The following is a 17204-nucleotide window of genomic DNA, read 5'->3' as shown; positions in this document are numbered from 1 at the left end:
ATACCTTGAGTTAAACCAAAAAATGGCTTCAAGCTCCAATCATATTTTACAAAACAATTGCACCGTCATCATCAGTAGGTAATGGAGAATCGGCATTTCGTCCTTCTACCGCCGATTTCAATCCCTTGCCTTTCTCTGTAGTTGTGGTTTGTGTTGTACTCTTTTCTTTCTGCGTTTCTGAACGGGGCTCTTTTTTAGTGCTCTCATTCTTTATTTCTGCATCAGTTTCTCGTTTTTCTGATTTTTTTTCATTTGATTCTTTAGGCGGATTATCAGGAACAACAATCTTTTCTGCTGATGCTTCATTGTCTTTGCGAATCGCCATATCTTTTCCAGTCTTTTCACCGGCAGTTTTTTCCATTTTTTTCATTTTCGTAAATTTTAATGTGCTTTGCAAAATTTGTTCCTCGCCACGTTTTACAAGCGCGAATACATTGAGGCTTTGAGTACACAAAAATGAAACTTCACCGAATTTGCTTCAAATTGAAGTAAATATTTAAATTTGCAAAAAGAATATATTTATGAGAAAACTTTACACCTTGCTTCTTCTATTAATTGGATCAACGACTTTTGCACAAAATCCGAATTGACGGCTATGCCTTTGCAGGATTTACAGTAGCGTCATCAGGAGATTTTACGATAGGACCACTAGGTGAATCTGTTCTTTGTCCGGGAGATACTATGTACTTTGAAGTCCTACTGCCTTATGATACAAATATTACATGGTATGAAGATGGTGATACGATTCCGGGAATCAATACAACTGTTTTAACTGTTACTGAACCCGGCAACTATTACGTAACAGGTGCACCAAGTTTATGTCCAAACTATATTGAAGGCCCGGGTGTGACCCTGGATGTTATCGATTGTCCTGTAGGAATTGAAGAAAACTATTCTTCACAGATCTCAATCTATCCAAACCCAGCTGAAAATAGTATCCGGATCTTAAATGGAAACCAGAATCAGGAGTTTTTTATTCTGGATGCGATTGGCAAAAAGGTTATGCAAGGCAAAATCAATTCTGATACTATGATATTGAATATAGAAATGCTTCCTGCGGGATCATATATTTTCAAAACAAATTCTACATCATATTTGATAATTAAAAAGTAAATACCACTAAAAAACAGAATAAAATCGCCCTGAATAAATCAGCCCGATTCCATTTTTTATTTTCCGCTGAGAGTTTTCTAAGTGGCAAACCATAGATCTGTTCTTTTGCTAAAAAAGGCCACACAATGATGTAGGCTGATTTTCTTGATCTCCTTCATTTTTTATCATTGGAATATTGCTAATTTTATAAAACGACAACATAGAGTAAGAACTCCTTAACGAACCATTAACTGTTACTGTAGTATGATTGGCGTAAGTTCGCAATACATACACACCATCATGAAAAAGTCTATTTTCACAACAGCCGTTTTATTTTTTCATTCCTGACTTTTTTATTTGCAAAACAGCCGGGCATCAAAGGAGTGATCAGGAATTCCAATCAGGAGCCGGTAGAATTTGCGAACGTGGTTTTAGTTCAGGCAAATGACAGTACAATTGTAAAAGCAGGTCTGACAGAAACCGATGGAACATATAGTTTTGAAAATATCGAACAAGGACAATACAAATTACTTGTGGTCCAGTTGGGATATGATAAACACTACACTGAAGCATTTGATCTGAAAGCAAATCCGGAACCGTTGGTTTTGAAACCGGTGAGTCTGATAGAAAGCGCTATCAATCTCAAAGAAGCTACTATCACAGCACAAAGACCATTTATCGAGCACCATATTGATAAGACTGTAGTGAATGTCGAAAATAGTATCGTGAATGCCGGAAGTAATGCAATTGAAATACTAAAAAGATCACCCGGGGTAACAGTTGACAATGAAGGCTACATTCACTTGAGTGGTAAAGAGGGCGTGAACGTAATGATAGATGGAAAGCCAACTTATCTTTCTTCAAAAGATCTTTACGAAATGCTTAAGAACATGAACAGTGATCAGCTAAGCAAAATTGACATTATCACAAATCCTTCTGCAAAATATGACGCCGCCGGAAATTCCGGGATCATCGACATCCGGTTGAAAAAAAGACAAGATGTAGGATTGAATGGACGAGTCAATGGTAGTTATGGTCAAGGTGCATATCCTGATGCCGGTGGCGGTTTAAGTTTAAACTATAGAAAAGAAAAGTTCAACTTGTTCGGAAGTTATGATTACACGCGTGGCTATTACTATACAAGAACAACTTTAGCAAGACGTTTTTTCAGCGATGGCAGCAATACACTTTTCGATCAGAGTACTTTTAATAAAGGAAATTATACCAATCAGAATTTCAGAGGTGGAATTGATTACTATTTAGACAAAAATCATTCGATCTCTGTAGTGCTGCGAGGGAATTACAATACAAATTATGACAGAACTATCAGTACAACACTGATGAAGGATGTAAATGAATTTACTGATAGTAGCTATATCACCGATAATATCAATAACAGTAAATGGAATAGTATTACAGGAACGTTGAATTATCAGTTCAGAATAGATTCGTTAGGAAAAGAACTTTCTATAGACATTGACAAAGCACGGTATGACAATGCGAATAATTTTACATTTCTCACACAGTATTACGATGGGAATAGTGTAAATGTAAATTCAGAATATGCTACAAACAATCAGCCGGCAGCAATAAATATTCAGAGTGCGAAGTTAGATTATACACAGCCGTGGAAAAAAACTATGAAGATCGATGCCGGTTTAAAAAGCAGTTATGTTACTACCGACAATGATGTTCAGTACATCAATTTTTACAATGGCGAAGGGGAACTCGATACAGGCAAAACAAATCATTTCAATTACAAAGAAAACATTAATGCAGCATATGTAAACTGGACCGGAGAATTTAAAAAAATAGGATTTGAAATTGGATTACGTGGCGAGCAAACGGTTTCTGAAGGCGAACAGGTAGTAAAAAATGAAAAATTTGAGCGGAATTATTTTCAGTTGTTCCCAAGTGCTTTCTTTAATTATAAGTTTACAGATAAGCATATGACCAGACTTTCTTATAGCCGAAGAATCGACCGTCCGGGCTATCAGCAGTTGAATCCGTTCCGGTATTTCCTGGATCCTTATAATTTCATGCAGGGAAATCCTAATCTTGAACCACAAACAACAGACAACTACGAAGCTTCGTATACATTTAAGCAGTTATACACGATCACATTTAATTATAGTCACACTGCTGATGCCATGACTCAGATCACAAAGCAAATTGATTCGACGCATACGACCTACATTACAACTGAAAATTTAAATTCCAGAAATAATTATGGTGTGAATGTCAATCTGCCTTTGCACATTACAGAATGGTGGACAAGTTCAAACAATCTTTCACTTTTTAATAATAAATACCAAGGCGTATCTTCAGTAGGAAATATTGATAAGTCACTTACCTCCTATTTCCTGAATTCAGTAAATAGTTTTCAGGCTAAAAAAGGCTGGTCGTTTGAGGTAAGCGGATATTACCAATCACAAATGGTTTGGGGAACATGGTTAGTAGATCCACAATGGTCAGTAGGTGGCGGAATCAGTAAAATGCTGATGAAAGAAAGGTTACAGTTGCGTGCAAACATTAATGATATCTTCCATACGCAAAAAGAAAAGTCTAAAATTAAATATCAGAATATTGATGCTGCATTTTCGCAGGTTTATGATACACAATTTGTCCGCTTCCATGTGAGTTATAATTTTGGTAAACGAGGAATAAAAACAAAAAATCACAGCCGCGGACCGGAAGAGCAGAACCGAATTAATTCTGGCAGGCAGTGAGGTAAATATGAACTTTCTCCTTTAGGTGTTAAGGGGTTTAAGGTGTATCGAAACACTTTAAACCCCTTAAAACTTTTATATCTTTTAAAGCTTCCACAAAAAAGATCCTTGAACAATTTCATTATTTTCAAAACATTAGCCTTTTTTTTAAAATATCCTTTTGATTTTGTGCTGATTAGAACTAATTTTAAGTTTAGTTAAAATAAACCCTAAATTCAATCGTCATTATTGAGACCCTACCTGAAATTACGAATTCATGGCACTAATTCTTAAGGTAAAATCACTATGAACACAACCATCACACCGGCACAAGGAAAATTAGGAGTATTAACAGTAGGAATGGGAGCAGTTGCAACAACATTTGTTGCAGGAGTGCTGGCCATCCGTAAGGGAATGGAGAAACCAATCGGTTCCTATTCGCAACTTGGGACAATTCGATTAGGCAAGCGAACTGAAAATCGCAACCCTCTGGTTAAAGAATTTGCAGAACTTGCAACCCTCGAAAGTATGGTTTTTGGTGGCTGGGATATTTTTGAAGACAATGCGTATGAGGCAGCATTAAACGCCGGTGTACTTGATGTCCACAAACATCTTAATCCGCTAAAAGAAGAGCTATCAGCATTAGTTCCGATGAAAGCAGTTTTCGATCCTAAATATGTAAAACGTCTGCACGGTTTACATGTGAAGCCGATCAAATCAAAGCGCAAACAAGCAGATGCTTTGATCGAAGACATAAAATCATTTCGTGAAAAAAATAACTGCAACCGGTTAGTAATGATCTGGTGTGCATCCACAGAAATTTATATTGAAACTTCTGATGTACACATGTCAATTGAAGCTTTTGAAAAAGGACTGGACGATAATGACCCTGCAATTGCGCCATCGATGATCTATGCTTATGCTGCACTGAAATCGAGAGTGCCATTTGCAAACGGTGCTCCTAACCTTACATGTGACATTCCGGCTCTAGAACAGCTGGCTTTAGAAATGGGTGTACCGATCGCAGGAAAAGATTTCAAGACAGGACAAACTTTGATGAAAACCATTGTTGCTCCGGGATTAAAATCACGTATGTTAGGAATCCGGGGTTGGTTCTCTTCTAATATTCTTGGAAACCGCGATGGAGAAGTTTTAGATGATCCGGATAGCTTCAGGACAAAAGAAGTATCGAAACTTAGTGTATTAGAAAATATTCTTGAGCCCGACAAACATCCGGATTTGTATGGCGATCTTTACCATAAAGTGCGGATAAATTACTATCCGCCGCACGGGGATAATAAAGAAAGCTGGGACAATATCGATATAACAGGCTGGCTTGGATATCAGATGCAGATCAAGATCAATTTTCTTTGCAGAGACAGTATTTTAGCAGCGCCAATCGTTCTTGATCTGGCATTGTTTCTTGATCTGGCGCAACGCGCTGAAATGAGTGGGATTCAGGAATGGCTTTCATTTTATTTCAAGGCTCCGCAGACTGCAAAAGGACTTCCGCCGCAACACGATATTTTCAAACAACTAATGAAACTTGAAAATACATTGCGTCATTTAAAAGGCGAGGATCTGATTACACATCTTGGTCAGGATTACTATCAGGAATTTATTGAAGCTTAATGATCAGGAGGCTGAGTAAAGGTTTTGCTACGCTTGGCCCGATCGGGTATTTACCAAAAGCACCGGGTACATGGGGATCCATTGCCGGTGCTGGGATCTGGTATCTGTTAGCTGAAATCATTCCTCGATTTCAACAATATCATTTAACTCTTATAATCATTGCAACAATTGCAGGAATTGTAGTTTCCGATATAGTTAGCAGAGGCGGAAATAAGGATCCAAAAGAGGTTGTTATTGACGAATTTGTAGGAATGTGGATCGCTTTGATCTGGTTGCCACATTCATTAAAACTTACATTGATTGCATTAATCCTCTTCAGAATTTTCGATATTGCAAAACCTTTCGGCATCCGTCGACTGGAGAAGATTCAAGGTGGTTGGGGGATTATGTTGGACGACATTGCAGCCGGAATTCTCAGTGCTCTTGTCATCCATCTGTCGATCAGCTTTCTTGGATAGAACCGGAATCAAATTAGTCTATGGCCACTTTTACCGTTTACAAACAAAGCTTACTGATGGTGAAAGAATCGAAATTTTTCACAAAGAATCAAAGTTTCTTAAAATTTCAGTTGACGGCAGTAATTGCTACCTCTATTGATTTTTTAATGACAATTTTATTCGAACGTTTCATTGGTTTTCATTACTCAATAGCTGTTGCAATGGGCGCAACTTGCGGGGCTATTACGGCATTTATTATTAACCGGAAATGGGTTTTTTCTTCGATGGGTACACATCCGGCTAAACAAGCATTCAAATATTCTTTAGTGGTTGCAGGGAGCATCCTTTTGAATACCGGAGGAACATATTTGCTTACTGAATCAACGATGTTAACATACCTTATTTCAAAAGCTATTGTCTCAATACTCGTAGGATTTACATATTCATATTACTTTTCCAAACGATTTGTCTTTTATGCTTGACAATACAAGATTCCACATGCGCATATTTTTATTATTGTTTTTGTTTCCAATAATCGTTTTTGGACAGACTACTGTCCGGGGATTAGTGACCGATTCAAAAACCGGAGATCCTCTACCCTTTGCAAGCATTCTTCTTGAAGGAACTACAGAAGGCAGAAATACTGATTTCAACGGACAATATTTTATGGAAACAAATGCGCCGGGTACAAAATTGAAATTTGTGCTTATCGGATATGAGCCTGTAGTTAAGGATATTTTACAGGGTCAGTCGCAGATTGTTTCCGTAAAAATGACTCCCGTAGTAAAAGAATTAAAGACTGTGGAGATCAAAGGAGAAAAGCAACGTTACAAGAATAAGAATAATCCTGCAGTTGAACTGATCGATCGTGTAATTGCGCATAAGAAGCAAAACAGAAAAGATCAGTTAAATGCATATGAGTTTGAAAAATATGAAAAAGTGCAATTTGCATTAAGTAATATCACTCAGAAATTTAAGAACAAACGGTATCTGAAAAATTTTCAATTTGTATTTGATAATCTGGATTCAAATCAAATGCCAGGAAAAGTTATTCTACCTATGTACTTACAGGAAACGCTTTCAGATGTGTATTTCAAAAAAGATCCAAAGCGTTTGAAGGAAATTATCAAAGGAAGTCACAAAGTTGACTACGACGATTTTGTAAATAATGATGGGATGTCATCATTCATAGCATATCTCTATCAGGATGTCAATATTTATAATAACAGTGTACCGATTCTTACCAATCCATTTATAAGTCCCATTTCAGATAATGGGCCTTTATTTTATCGCTATTACATTAAAGACACGGTGATGGTAGATAGTACGAAGTGCTATCATCTTATATTTTACCCGAGAAACAAAGCAGACTTTATTTTTCAGGGTGAATTATATATTACTTACGATTCAAATTATGCGGTTAGAAAAAACGAATTGACTGTAAGTCCGGATATCAATTTGAATTTCGTAAAAGAATTAAAACTAACTCAGGAATATACTGAAGCATCACCCGGTGAATGGCTTCTAAGTAAAGACAATATTTCGATCGACTTTGGTATAGGAAAAAATGGTCTTGGAATTTATGGTCAGCGCGCTGTTAGTTTCAGAAACTTTACCATTGATCAACCGAAACCTGACACCTTCTATACAGGCGAAGCTGTAGTAACTCCTGATTCATCACAAAAACGTGGTGAAGAATATTTTGACAAACATCGTCACGGCGAACTTACAACTTCTGAAAAAGGCGTTTATCAGATGGTGGACAGTGTGCAAAAAGTGCCTGCCTTCCGCCATACAGTTAACTTACTGGAATTATTATTTGCAGGTTATAAAGATTTCGGTCCGTTTGAGATCGGTCCTGTAAGTACATTTTACAGCTATAATCCGATAGAAGGATTTCGTGCACGACTTGGCGGCAGAACAACAAAAAAATTCAGTGAGCGGATCCAGTTAGAGACTTATGGTGTTTACGGTTTTAAAGACGAGCAATGGAAATATTTTGTCGGAGTAAAAAAAGCAATAGGGCCAAAATCATATCTGGATTTCCCTCAGAAAAACATTTATGTTTCTTATCAGCATGAAACTAAAATACCGGGTCAGGAATTGCAATTTGTTCAGGAAGATAATGCTCTGCTTTCTTTCAAACGTGGAAAGAATGACAAACTTCTTTACAACAAAACATTCAATCTGGAATTACAGAATGAGAACGCGAACAATTTTTCATACACTATCGGATTTCAGAATTTGATTCAGTCACCTGCAGGCACGTTACACTTCAACAAAATAGATTATAATGACACAACAGGAAATTCTATAAACGAAATTGAAACATCTTCATTTAATATATTGATGCGATATGCTCCGCATGAAAAATTTTACCAGGGGAAAACTTACAGAACACCTATGTTGAATGAATATCCGATCATGTGGGTCAGATATGAATATTCTAAAAAGGATTTTCTGAAGAGTGATTATTCATATCATACTCTGACAGCGAATATTTTCAAACGGGCATTTGTGGCGCCGTTTGGCTATTCAGATATAGAAGTCGAGGCAGGAAAAATTTTCGGACAAGTTCCTTATCCACTACTCGAAATTCATCGCGCCAATCAGACATTTTCCTATCAGCTGCAATCGTACAACCTGATGAATTTTCTTGAATTTGTCAGTGACGAATATTTCTCCGTGAATTTTACACATTACTTCAATGGTTTCTTCTTCAACAAAATTCCGCTTTTCAAAAAATTGAAATGGCGTGAAGTAGCAACATTCAAATTGTTGTATGGAAGAATAACCGATGAAAATGATCCTGCCCAACATGCCGATCTGTTTCGACTTCCAACAAATCCTGACGGAACAAAACTTACTTATTCTCTCGAAGCGCGGCCATATATGGAAGCCAGTATCGGTATAACAAATATCTTCAAATTGATCCGAATCGATTTGATCAAACGTCTGAGTTATCTTGAACATCAATCGGTTTCTGAATTTGGAATCAGAGCCCGTGCAAAACTTGATTTTTAATATGACAATGAGAGACCAACTTCAGAATCTTTTACACCGGATCTTACATCCGCTGGTAAAATTTTTAATTTCCATCGGACTGACTCCAAACGGAGTTACAACGATTGGATTAATTCTGAACGTCGGTGTTGCAGCTATTTTTATTGTGGGAGCGGAACAAGGAGTCAGAGGAGATCTGTCTTACATCGGCTGGGGCGGAGCAATGATCCTGTTCGCAGGAATGTTTGACATGCTTGATGGGCAAGTAGCAAGAATCGGGAATATGACTTCACGGTTTGGAGCATTATATGATTCTGTACTTGACAGATACAGTGAGTTGCTAATGTTTCTGGGCATATGCTATTACCTGGTAGCGCATCATTATTTTCTCAGCTCCATGATCGGTTTTATCGGATTGATGGGTTCATTGATGGTAAGCTATACCCGTGCAAGAGCAGAAGGATTAGGAATACCCTGTAAAGATGGTCTGATGCAACGTCCCGAAAGAGTTGTCACAATTGGTTTGTCGGCGCTTTTATGTGGCATTGTAGGACATTATACAGGTGGAGAAAGTAAATGGTTTTTTCCCGGAATTGAAAAACCATTTGAATCAATTGCAATTTTCACATTACCTTTGACGCTCGTTGCTATACTGGCAAATTATACAGCTATCCAACGCCTGAATGCATGCTATCATTATATGCAGGAGCAGGATAAAAATTCTAAGCACTGACCCACTTAATGCTAAAAATATATAGTCTTCTTATTCTATTGTTTGTAACCGGTGCGCAATCTGCAGAAGATGTAAGACCAAAGGTCTACCCCATTCCACCTACGACTGAAAATTCACTATTTTATGTTCAGAGAAGTAAAAACACCAATGCAATTGTTTATGATCTGAACCGCTTACCGGATGGCACACCCGATCCGACAAATCCAATTCATATCTATTGGATAAGATATGCAAGCGATAGTACAACGGAAGAACTTTCATATATCCAGCAAAAATATGCTTACGGTCTTGTTTCACGTCCGTATAACGGGCAAAAAAATGCATATGTAATCCAATTTGTTTCGTACGATAAAAAGAATTTTTATCTCTTGCCTACGAGTACTCCAAAAAAGTATGCAGCCTTTACCAATATAAATGGAAAACTTGCCGAGCTAAAAAAAGTTTTTATTATGCTCAATGGAGGTACATTCTGGTTTCCGACTATTGAATATATTGAACTGATCGGCAGAGATCCGGCAACTCAGCAAATAACGACAGAACGATTTGTTCCAAAGCGATGAACACCAAACTGAATCCTGCTTCATCATCAGAAAAATCATTGAAGAGGAAACTGATCATCCCACTGCTTTCAGCAATTTATCTTATCCTTGCTTACATTACTACAGGAATAAGAAATGATCACCTTCTATTGGTAACTATTGTCAATGCATCATTTTTTATTTCAGATCTGACGCGAAGATTTATCACCGGTTTTTCGATATTTGTTATTTACTGGATCCTCTTCGACAGTATGAAACTCTGGCCAAACTGGTCGTTTGCTGAAGTTGACATTCTACCCATTTACAATCTGGAAAAAAACTGGTTTGGTATTATGCATGAAGGAACACTTCTTACTCCTAACGAATATTTCAATTTGCATCAAACAACCTTTTTAGACATTCTCAGTTCATCATTTTATCTTTGCTGGGTTCCTTTACCTTTGATTTTTGCTTTTTATCTGTACAACAAAAGGAAAGATCTTTTCATCCGTTTTTCACTTGCATTCTTTTTTGTAAATATACTTGGGTTTATAATTTATTATACTCATCCCGCTGCTCCGCCCTGGTACTATGAAGAATTTGGAAACACATTGAATACAGCAACAAAAAGTAACGCTGCAGGCCTACTACGATTTGATAAATTTTTTGGAATAAATTTATTTGCCGACCTATATTCAAAAGGTTCAAATGTATTTGCAGCTATGCCGTCATTACATTCTGCCTATCCGTTGATCGGATTCATCTATGCAAGTCGTTTAAACAAAAAATATTTCATGTATGTTTTTGGAATTGTTTCAGTCGGAATCTGGTTTTCTGCAATCTATCTTTACCATCACTACACGCTTGACATAGTAGTTGGAATCGCTTGTGCAGTTGTCGGGGTTTACATTCTGGAAAACTATATTCTTTCAACAAAACGCTGCAGCTGGTGGCTTAAGAATTTTGAAGCTTCAATTACGCCTGCACAAGATCAGGGGTAAATAATAATCTGAAATTTGTTCCGTCAAATAATCCTTTGTCACTTAATTTCAAACTTGGAATAACTAGCAGAGCCATGAAAGACAGAGTCATGAATGGTGCACCAAGAGTTGATCCGGCCTTCTTTGCCATCTGATCAATTGCAGTATAATCCTCCGCAACCTTAAAACCATCGTTAGCACTCATAAGTCCGGCAACAGGAAGTGGAACTACCATCTCATTCTTTTCTATTACACAGCTTACACCACCTTCATTTGCAATTACAAGATTTACAGCTCTGCATAAGCTTTCATCATCACATCCAACAGCGACAATATTATGAGAATCGTGTGCAACAGATGATGCTAGTGCGCCTTTTTTCAATCCGAAGTTTCTGATGAATGCCTTAGCAACCGGTGCGTGATTGTAACGATTTACAACAACCATTTTAAGAATGTCATTTTCCACATCACTTGCAAAACACTCATCTATAACCGGAATTTTTAAATCTAATTTATTTGTGATCAATTGTCCATCAAGCGCTTCAATGACCGGCAAATTCGACCTGCCGGCGGCAATAATTTTGTAATCTTCAGGTTTAGTCAGTTTACAATTAAACTGATTAATTGGAATGCATTTTTTGCTTTCAATGAATGTCTTTCCATCTTCAGAAACCAATACTCCGTCAATATAATTCTGAAGAACTTCAAATTCTTTCAGATCTCTTACCACAATGAAATCAGCAGGATCACCTTTTTGCAGTAAACCCATTTTGATCTTGTAATGTTCAACCGGGTTAACGGAAGCCATTTGAATGATCTTGAAAATATCTATTCCTTTTCTGACAGCGCGGGCACACAACTGATTGATATGTCCCTGGACAAGACTGTCAGGATGTTTATCGTCGCTGCAAAACATCATCATCCTGTAATGCTCATTTGCAAGTCCAATCAAAGCTTCAAAATTTTTCGCCGCACTACCTTCACGAATCAGGATCTTCATCCCGTACGTCAGCTTATCGAGTGCTTCCTCCGCAGTAAAGCATTCATGGTCTGTAGAAATTCCGGCATCAATGTATTGCTTTGCTTTTTCTCCGCGCAGTCCGGGTGCATGTCCATCAACAGGTTTCCCTTGCTGATGAGCAGCTTTTATCTTTAACATTACCTGCTCGTCGTTAAATAAAACCCCGGGGAAGTTCATCATTTCACTCAGATAAAGTATGTCGTCTGATTTTAAGAGTTCCGCAACCTGCGAAGCATTTAATGCAGCGCCTGCAGTCTCAAAAGTCGTTGCAGGTACACAACTTGGGGCACCAAAATTAAATTTGAAAGGGACAGTTTTGCCATTATCGATCATGAATTGTACTCCGTCAATTCCACAGACATTTGCGATCTCATGTGGATCACTGACTGTAGCTATTGTTCCATGAATCACTGCTAATCTGGCAAACTCACTTGGTATGAGCATTGAACTTTCGATATGAATATGAGAGTCCACAAAACCGGGCATGATATATCCTTCATCAACTTCAGAACCTTCGGGCAATTTCCTGATCGAATCGATTTTTCCATTAGCAACAGTTACTTCAGCAGGAAAAATTGTCTGCGTTTTATGATCTACGAAAAGTGCTCGTTTAGTGAATGTCATAATTTTGTTGCTTGTTATAGGAAAGCTATTTTATATCAGTAAATACATCCGGCCAGATAGTTCTGCCTTTATAAGTGCGAATATACTTTTTTGTTCGTTCAATATCCTTTACAAATTGATTCATTCCGGAAATCATTACCGAGTCCTTACTTGAAGCGAGGCTGTCGTTTATTTTCGCCGCTAAAATTACACTCATGAATTTTACATAATTTTCATTAGGGCCAATATTAAGTTTTTTGTATTCAATAAAATTGAGCACATCATAAGCAGAATCTATCTTATTCTGATTGAAATAGGTTGCGCTCAAATTCAATCTGGAGTCAAAAAGATTTGGGCTTATTGCCAGCGCTCTCTTATAAAATGAAATAGCACTATCCGGTTGCCCTGTTTGTTCGTAAGCAGTTGCAAGATCGTTGAGAGTACGTAAGTGATAAGGAGTTTTCAGAATTGCTTTCTGGTACAAAGTCAGTGCTGCCGGAATTTTGCCTGAATAAAAAAGTGCCATGCCTTTATACCATTCGATAGAGGTACTGGCATATTCCAACGGGTAAAAATAAAGATTGATCTTTTCCGACTCCCTGATCACTCTGGCAAAATTATTCTGAAACTTTGCTTTGATCATCTTCTTAGCAGAAATTTCACTGTCAAGTCTGATGGCTGTGACAATTGTTGCAAACAAACAAATCAGAATTACAGTTAATGAATAAACGGGTTTCAACACAAAAGTTTTTGTGTTTACGTAATTTGAATTTTCGATTTCATTATGAGAATGTTCATTTACCACAGAACTACTACTATCCCTTTTTACAAAAAGCCATGAGATAAAAAACATAAGTAATACCGGTGAGTAGATACGTGAACGCGGATAGCTGAAAAGTGACATGATGAGAAACGAACTAATTACAAAGAGAATGACAAGTAATATAGCTCGATCAGAAGGTGTTGTGGATTTCCAATTCATTCTCCACACATTAAATACAAAAAAGAAAAAGAAGATGTAGATCAATATTCCGAAAATCCCTTGTTCTGCAAAAATCAATAAGTAATCATTGTGTGGATGTTCGAAATTCATCCCGCCGCTATTGATTATTTCAGTACCATTCACTCCATATGCAGGATAAAGTAATTTCCAGTTATTCATTCCGACACCGGTTATCGGATGATCTGAAATCATCTTTACACTGTTTCTTATCATTAGTATTCTGTCAAATACACTATTGTTATTTGACATTGCATTTTTATCGAGCAGGTCCGGTTCCGAAATATACTTCGAGATCATTTCCACTTTAAACAACAAGTTCTTGGCAACCGGCACTTTTTCGAAAACTATTTTTCCAATTGCAATCAAAGCAATGGAAGTTATGGTCAATATGATGACTGTACTCTTTTTTAATACAAGTGTGTCAGAACTCCGGTTAAGCAGAAAAACTACTCCTACAATTACAACCGATACGATCATTGCAACCCAACATGCAAGGGAAGACAATAGAATTAGGAAAAAAAATGCAAGTATAAATGCTATGATGTGTAAGATCCTGAATTGTTTTTTATCATTCAGAATAGAATAAAAAATTGCAGGAATGAGAAGCACCAGAACCTCTGAAAAAAAGTTTTTATTTGAAAGTGTAGACGCCAGGTCAGAAGAAATAATGATCTTTTTATTGGCCAGAATATCTTTAACTACCGGTATAGTCTGAACGATTGCGAATCCGCAAAAGATCAGAACTGCTATTGAAATAAAACGAATTGGTATCAGAACATTGAATGGACCGTTCCGAATAATTAAAACAGAAACTAACAAGAACGAATAAATAACACCGATACGCAACCATTCTGCGATTGCTTCTCCGGTATTGATGGCAGAAAATACAGAAAGTAATGAGAACAGAATCAATACAATTGAAATGATTCCGATTTTCTTAAACGAATCCGGCAGCAGGATCGGACGATTTCCAAACAGCATTATGCTAACCAGACAAAATACAGAAACAGCAATGATCCTAGGATTCAGATCCGGATCAATGGCTGAAGGCACCATTAGAAAGGGCAAGAGTACAAATAGAAAAGCCAAAAAGAAGGTTGCTGCTCTACTCGTATTTACATTTCGCCACATCTTTTCGTCTACTTACAGAATTACAGTGCAGTTTACAAAATCTTTTGAAAAGTTATAATAAAATTTCTTAACATTACCCAACCACGTTTTTATATGACTGAAAATACGACTCGACCTGCTTCCAGGAAAATTGATTATGATACCAGGATACTTATCAATCATCTGGTTAAAGATAAGTATTATTTTTTGTCAATCTCATTTGGCATTGGGATCATTTTTTCAATTATCATCAAACTTTATGTTTTAGGTTATTCATCTACCGGCTCCTTTTATGTGAACGACATGAATGTTCTCAGTTCTTCAAATGTTGATCTGAAAGTTGTCGATAACCTTACTCCGAGCGATAACTTTAACAGGATCTTCCAGCAAGTGATCTCAACGCAGATTCAAAATCATCTGATAAAAAAATTCAATCTGACAAAACATTATGGAGTTGATTCCACAAAAGAATTTTATTTACAACGCACCGGTAATATTTTAAAATCGAATATTTCAGTTAAGAAAAATACATTCAACACAATACTTGTAACTGTTAACGATGAGCACCGGTATCTGGCTGCGGAAATGGTAAATGAAATAATGAATTATATCGATGAAATTAACAGGGAATATTATGCAAGAACGATTCAACAAAAGCTAAAGATCTCCGAAGCATTTTTAACTGAGATAAAGAAAGACAACAATGCCAAAAGCAGGAGTATAGATTCTTTACTTGCTGAAATGCATCATCTGACCACACAAGGATCGCGACCAACTACCAGTGCGATCTACATGCTTCAGCTGGAGCAAAATTTAGGAAGTCTGATCAATGAGCTTACCAATTCAACTCATGATCTGATGAATTCACAGAAGCTTTACAATCTTGCCCTTCAGGCATTGAATCAAAAAAGTTATAAAACGATCTCTGTTGTTCAGGCAGCTATGCCGGCTCCGAAATCGAATATTTATCAGGCAGTTTTTTACGGCGGATTGATCACAGTTGCATCAATGTTTATAATAATATTGATTGTACACATCCGGTTATTTTATTCGGAACATCTGGATTTACTTATGGGAAAATCTAATAAACCGGAGTAATAATTTCCGATATTGTGAACGATGAATAAAACTGCATTGATAGTAGCCGGTGGATCCGGATTGAGAATGGGAACAGGGATTCCAAAACAATTTCTCCCATTGAATGGAAAGCCAATTCTGATGCACACCATAGAGAAATTTTATTCTGCAAAGATCTTTGACTCTATATTTGTTGTGCTTCCCCATAGTGAGACGATACACTGGGCAAAATTAATTGCTGAACTTAACTTTACAATTCCGCATAAAATCGTTACGGGCGGAACTTCGCGGTATGAATCAGTAAAGAACGGATTGAAAGCAATTCCCGAACAGAAAGGTATGGTCGCTATTCACGACGGAGTCAGACCTTTGGTATCTATCGAACTGATCAGAAAGTGCATGGCAGAGCTTGATAATTTTTCAAATGCGGTTCCTGCAATCCCGATAGTTGACACATTAAGAAAAGTAGAAAATCTGGAATCCGAAGTGGTTGACAGAAATGCATTACGTGCCATTCAGACTCCACAGTGTTTTCATCTGGAACTTATCCGAAAAGCATACGAAAATCCGGAAAGGGATACTACTGATGACGCAAGTGTCTTTGAACAAGACGGAAATTTAATCCATCTCGTTGAAGGCGAAAAATCGAATTTGAAAATTACCGTTTTGACGGACCTGATCATTGCCGAAGCTTTGATCAAATAAATATTACCAGTTGTCTTTATCCTTAACTGCCTTTGCTTCAGTAACTGCTTTTTTAAGAGCCGCAATTACTTCTAATGCTGTTTTATCAAGCTGCTGCAAATAATCATTGTAAGCAGGAGAATAAGATGATGATTTGGTATCCATCCATCTTTCAGAAGGGAAGACAGAAATTTGCTTCCAGTTTACATCAGTGATCTCGTATTTATACCGGCCATCTTTGGCAGCAACAGTAATTGTATATTGGGTAACGCCGCCATCAGTTTTGACCCCATTTTTATCAGGTTGATTTGATAATCGAAAACGGGGTTTGCCTACCATTTTATTGTTTATAGAATCATTTTCACGGATAACCTCTGTTGGGTTCTTATAATAGGATTGAAACCAGGCGTTGATCCGTTGATACAATTCTCCTGCAGCAAAGCCTTTAACTTCCACTATGCCTTCGTAGGTGATCTTTCCGGTGACAGAATCTACCGGAACTTTATAAGGTTCAACCGGAACTGCTTTGTCTTGTGCTTTTACGAATAAAACTGCCATGACCATGCATAGCATAGAAACTGCCTTTTTCATTTACATTAAGTT

The 17204-nt window shown here is 37.2% G+C and carries 15 protein-coding genes; 11 read left to right on the top strand and 4 right to left on the bottom strand.

The window, feature by feature from the left end; all coding sequences use genetic code 11:
• Positions 1 to 46 precede the first annotated feature (46 nt).
• Positions 47 to 370: a hypothetical protein gene (locus IPL24_09625; GenBank protein MBK8363923.1), complete on the bottom strand. Its 324-nt coding sequence runs from the start codon at positions 368 to 370 to the stop codon at positions 47 to 49.
• Positions 371 to 570: 200 nt separating this feature from the next.
• Here IPL24_09625 and IPL24_09620 point away from each other — a divergent pair, with 200 nt between their 5' ends.
• The 9 genes from IPL24_09620 (at position 571) to IPL24_09580 (ending at position 11124) form a co-directional block, all read left to right on the top strand.
• Positions 571 to 1113, top strand: coding sequence for a T9SS type A sorting domain-containing protein (locus IPL24_09620; protein MBK8363922.1), 543 nt, complete (start codon positions 571 to 573; stop codon positions 1111 to 1113).
• A gap of 362 nt (positions 1114 to 1475) precedes the next feature.
• Entirely contained in the window at positions 1476 to 3821 is a 2346-nt protein-coding gene (locus tag IPL24_09615; GenBank protein ID MBK8363921.1) for a TonB-dependent receptor, read from the top strand.
• Between the two features lie 285 nt (positions 3822 to 4106).
• Positions 4107 to 5432 carry an inositol-3-phosphate synthase gene (locus IPL24_09610; GenBank protein ID MBK8363920.1) on the top strand — a complete coding sequence of 442 codons (1326 nt, stop codon included), beginning with the start codon at positions 4107 to 4109 and terminating at the stop codon, positions 5430 to 5432.
• Positions 5432 to 5890 (top strand): phosphatidylglycerophosphatase A, encoded by a 459-nt coding sequence (locus IPL24_09605; protein MBK8363919.1) that lies wholly within the window; start codon positions 5432 to 5434, stop codon positions 5888 to 5890. The genes IPL24_09610 and IPL24_09605 overlap by 1 nt, the downstream gene beginning before the upstream one ends.
• Positions 5891 to 5910: 20 nt before the next feature.
• Positions 5911 to 6351 carry a GtrA family protein gene (locus tag IPL24_09600; protein ID MBK8363918.1) on the top strand — a complete coding sequence of 147 codons (441 nt, stop codon included), beginning with the start codon at positions 5911 to 5913 and terminating at the stop codon, positions 6349 to 6351.
• A gap of 16 nt (positions 6352 to 6367) precedes the next feature.
• The gene (locus IPL24_09595) at positions 6368 to 8893 is read left to right on the top strand and encodes a carboxypeptidase-like regulatory domain-containing protein (protein MBK8363917.1); all 2526 of its coding nucleotides are present in this window, start codon (positions 6368 to 6370) and stop codon (positions 8891 to 8893) included.
• A gap of 1 nt (position 8894) precedes the next feature.
• Positions 8895 to 9605: a CDP-alcohol phosphatidyltransferase family protein gene (locus IPL24_09590; protein MBK8363916.1), complete on the top strand. Its 711-nt coding sequence runs from the start codon at positions 8895 to 8897 to the stop codon at positions 9603 to 9605.
• Between the two features lie 8 nt (positions 9606 to 9613).
• Positions 9614 to 10165: a DUF4833 domain-containing protein gene (locus IPL24_09585; protein ID MBK8363915.1), complete on the top strand. Its 552-nt coding sequence runs from the start codon at positions 9614 to 9616 to the stop codon at positions 10163 to 10165.
• A complete protein-coding gene (locus tag IPL24_09580; GenBank protein ID MBK8363914.1) occupies positions 10162 to 11124 on the top strand; it encodes an inositol phosphorylceramide synthase in 963 nt (320 codons plus the stop codon). The genes IPL24_09585 and IPL24_09580 overlap by 4 nt, the downstream gene beginning before the upstream one ends.
• On the opposite strand, the gene ade is transcribed toward IPL24_09580, so the two are convergent.
• Positions 11099 to 12748, bottom strand: coding sequence for an adenine deaminase (gene ade, locus IPL24_09575; GenBank protein MBK8363913.1), 1650 nt, complete (start codon positions 12746 to 12748; stop codon positions 11099 to 11101). The two genes, IPL24_09580 and ade, sit on opposite strands and share 26 nt — an antisense overlap.
• A gap of 25 nt (positions 12749 to 12773) precedes the next feature.
• The gene (locus IPL24_09570) at positions 12774 to 14819 is read right to left on the bottom strand and encodes an O-antigen ligase family protein (protein MBK8363912.1); all 2046 of its coding nucleotides are present in this window, start codon (positions 14817 to 14819) and stop codon (positions 12774 to 12776) included.
• Between the two features lie 135 nt (positions 14820 to 14954).
• On the opposite strand from IPL24_09570, the gene IPL24_09565 reads away from it, so the two are divergent.
• Both IPL24_09565 and IPL24_09560 read left to right on the top strand, forming a co-directional pair.
• Positions 14955 to 15938, top strand: a complete 984-nt coding sequence (locus IPL24_09565) for a hypothetical protein (protein MBK8363911.1) — start codon at positions 14955 to 14957, stop codon at positions 15936 to 15938.
• A gap of 21 nt (positions 15939 to 15959) precedes the next feature.
• A complete protein-coding gene (locus tag IPL24_09560) occupies positions 15960 to 16622 on the top strand; it encodes a 2-C-methyl-D-erythritol 4-phosphate cytidylyltransferase (protein MBK8363910.1) in 663 nt (220 codons plus the stop codon).
• Between the two features lie 3 nt (positions 16623 to 16625).
• Here the strand turns inward: IPL24_09560 and IPL24_09555 are convergent, their stop codons facing one another.
• The gene (locus IPL24_09555) at positions 16626 to 17192 is read right to left on the bottom strand and encodes a DUF4468 domain-containing protein (GenBank protein ID MBK8363909.1); all 567 of its coding nucleotides are present in this window, start codon (positions 17190 to 17192) and stop codon (positions 16626 to 16628) included.
• Positions 17193 to 17204 lie beyond the last annotated feature (12 nt).

Source organism: Bacteroidota bacterium (assembly GCA_016711505.1).
In the GTDB taxonomy this organism is placed as follows: domain Bacteria; phylum Bacteroidota; class Bacteroidia; order AKYH767-A; family 2013-40CM-41-45; genus JADKIH01.
This window is presented reverse-complemented; position numbering and strand designations above follow the sequence as displayed.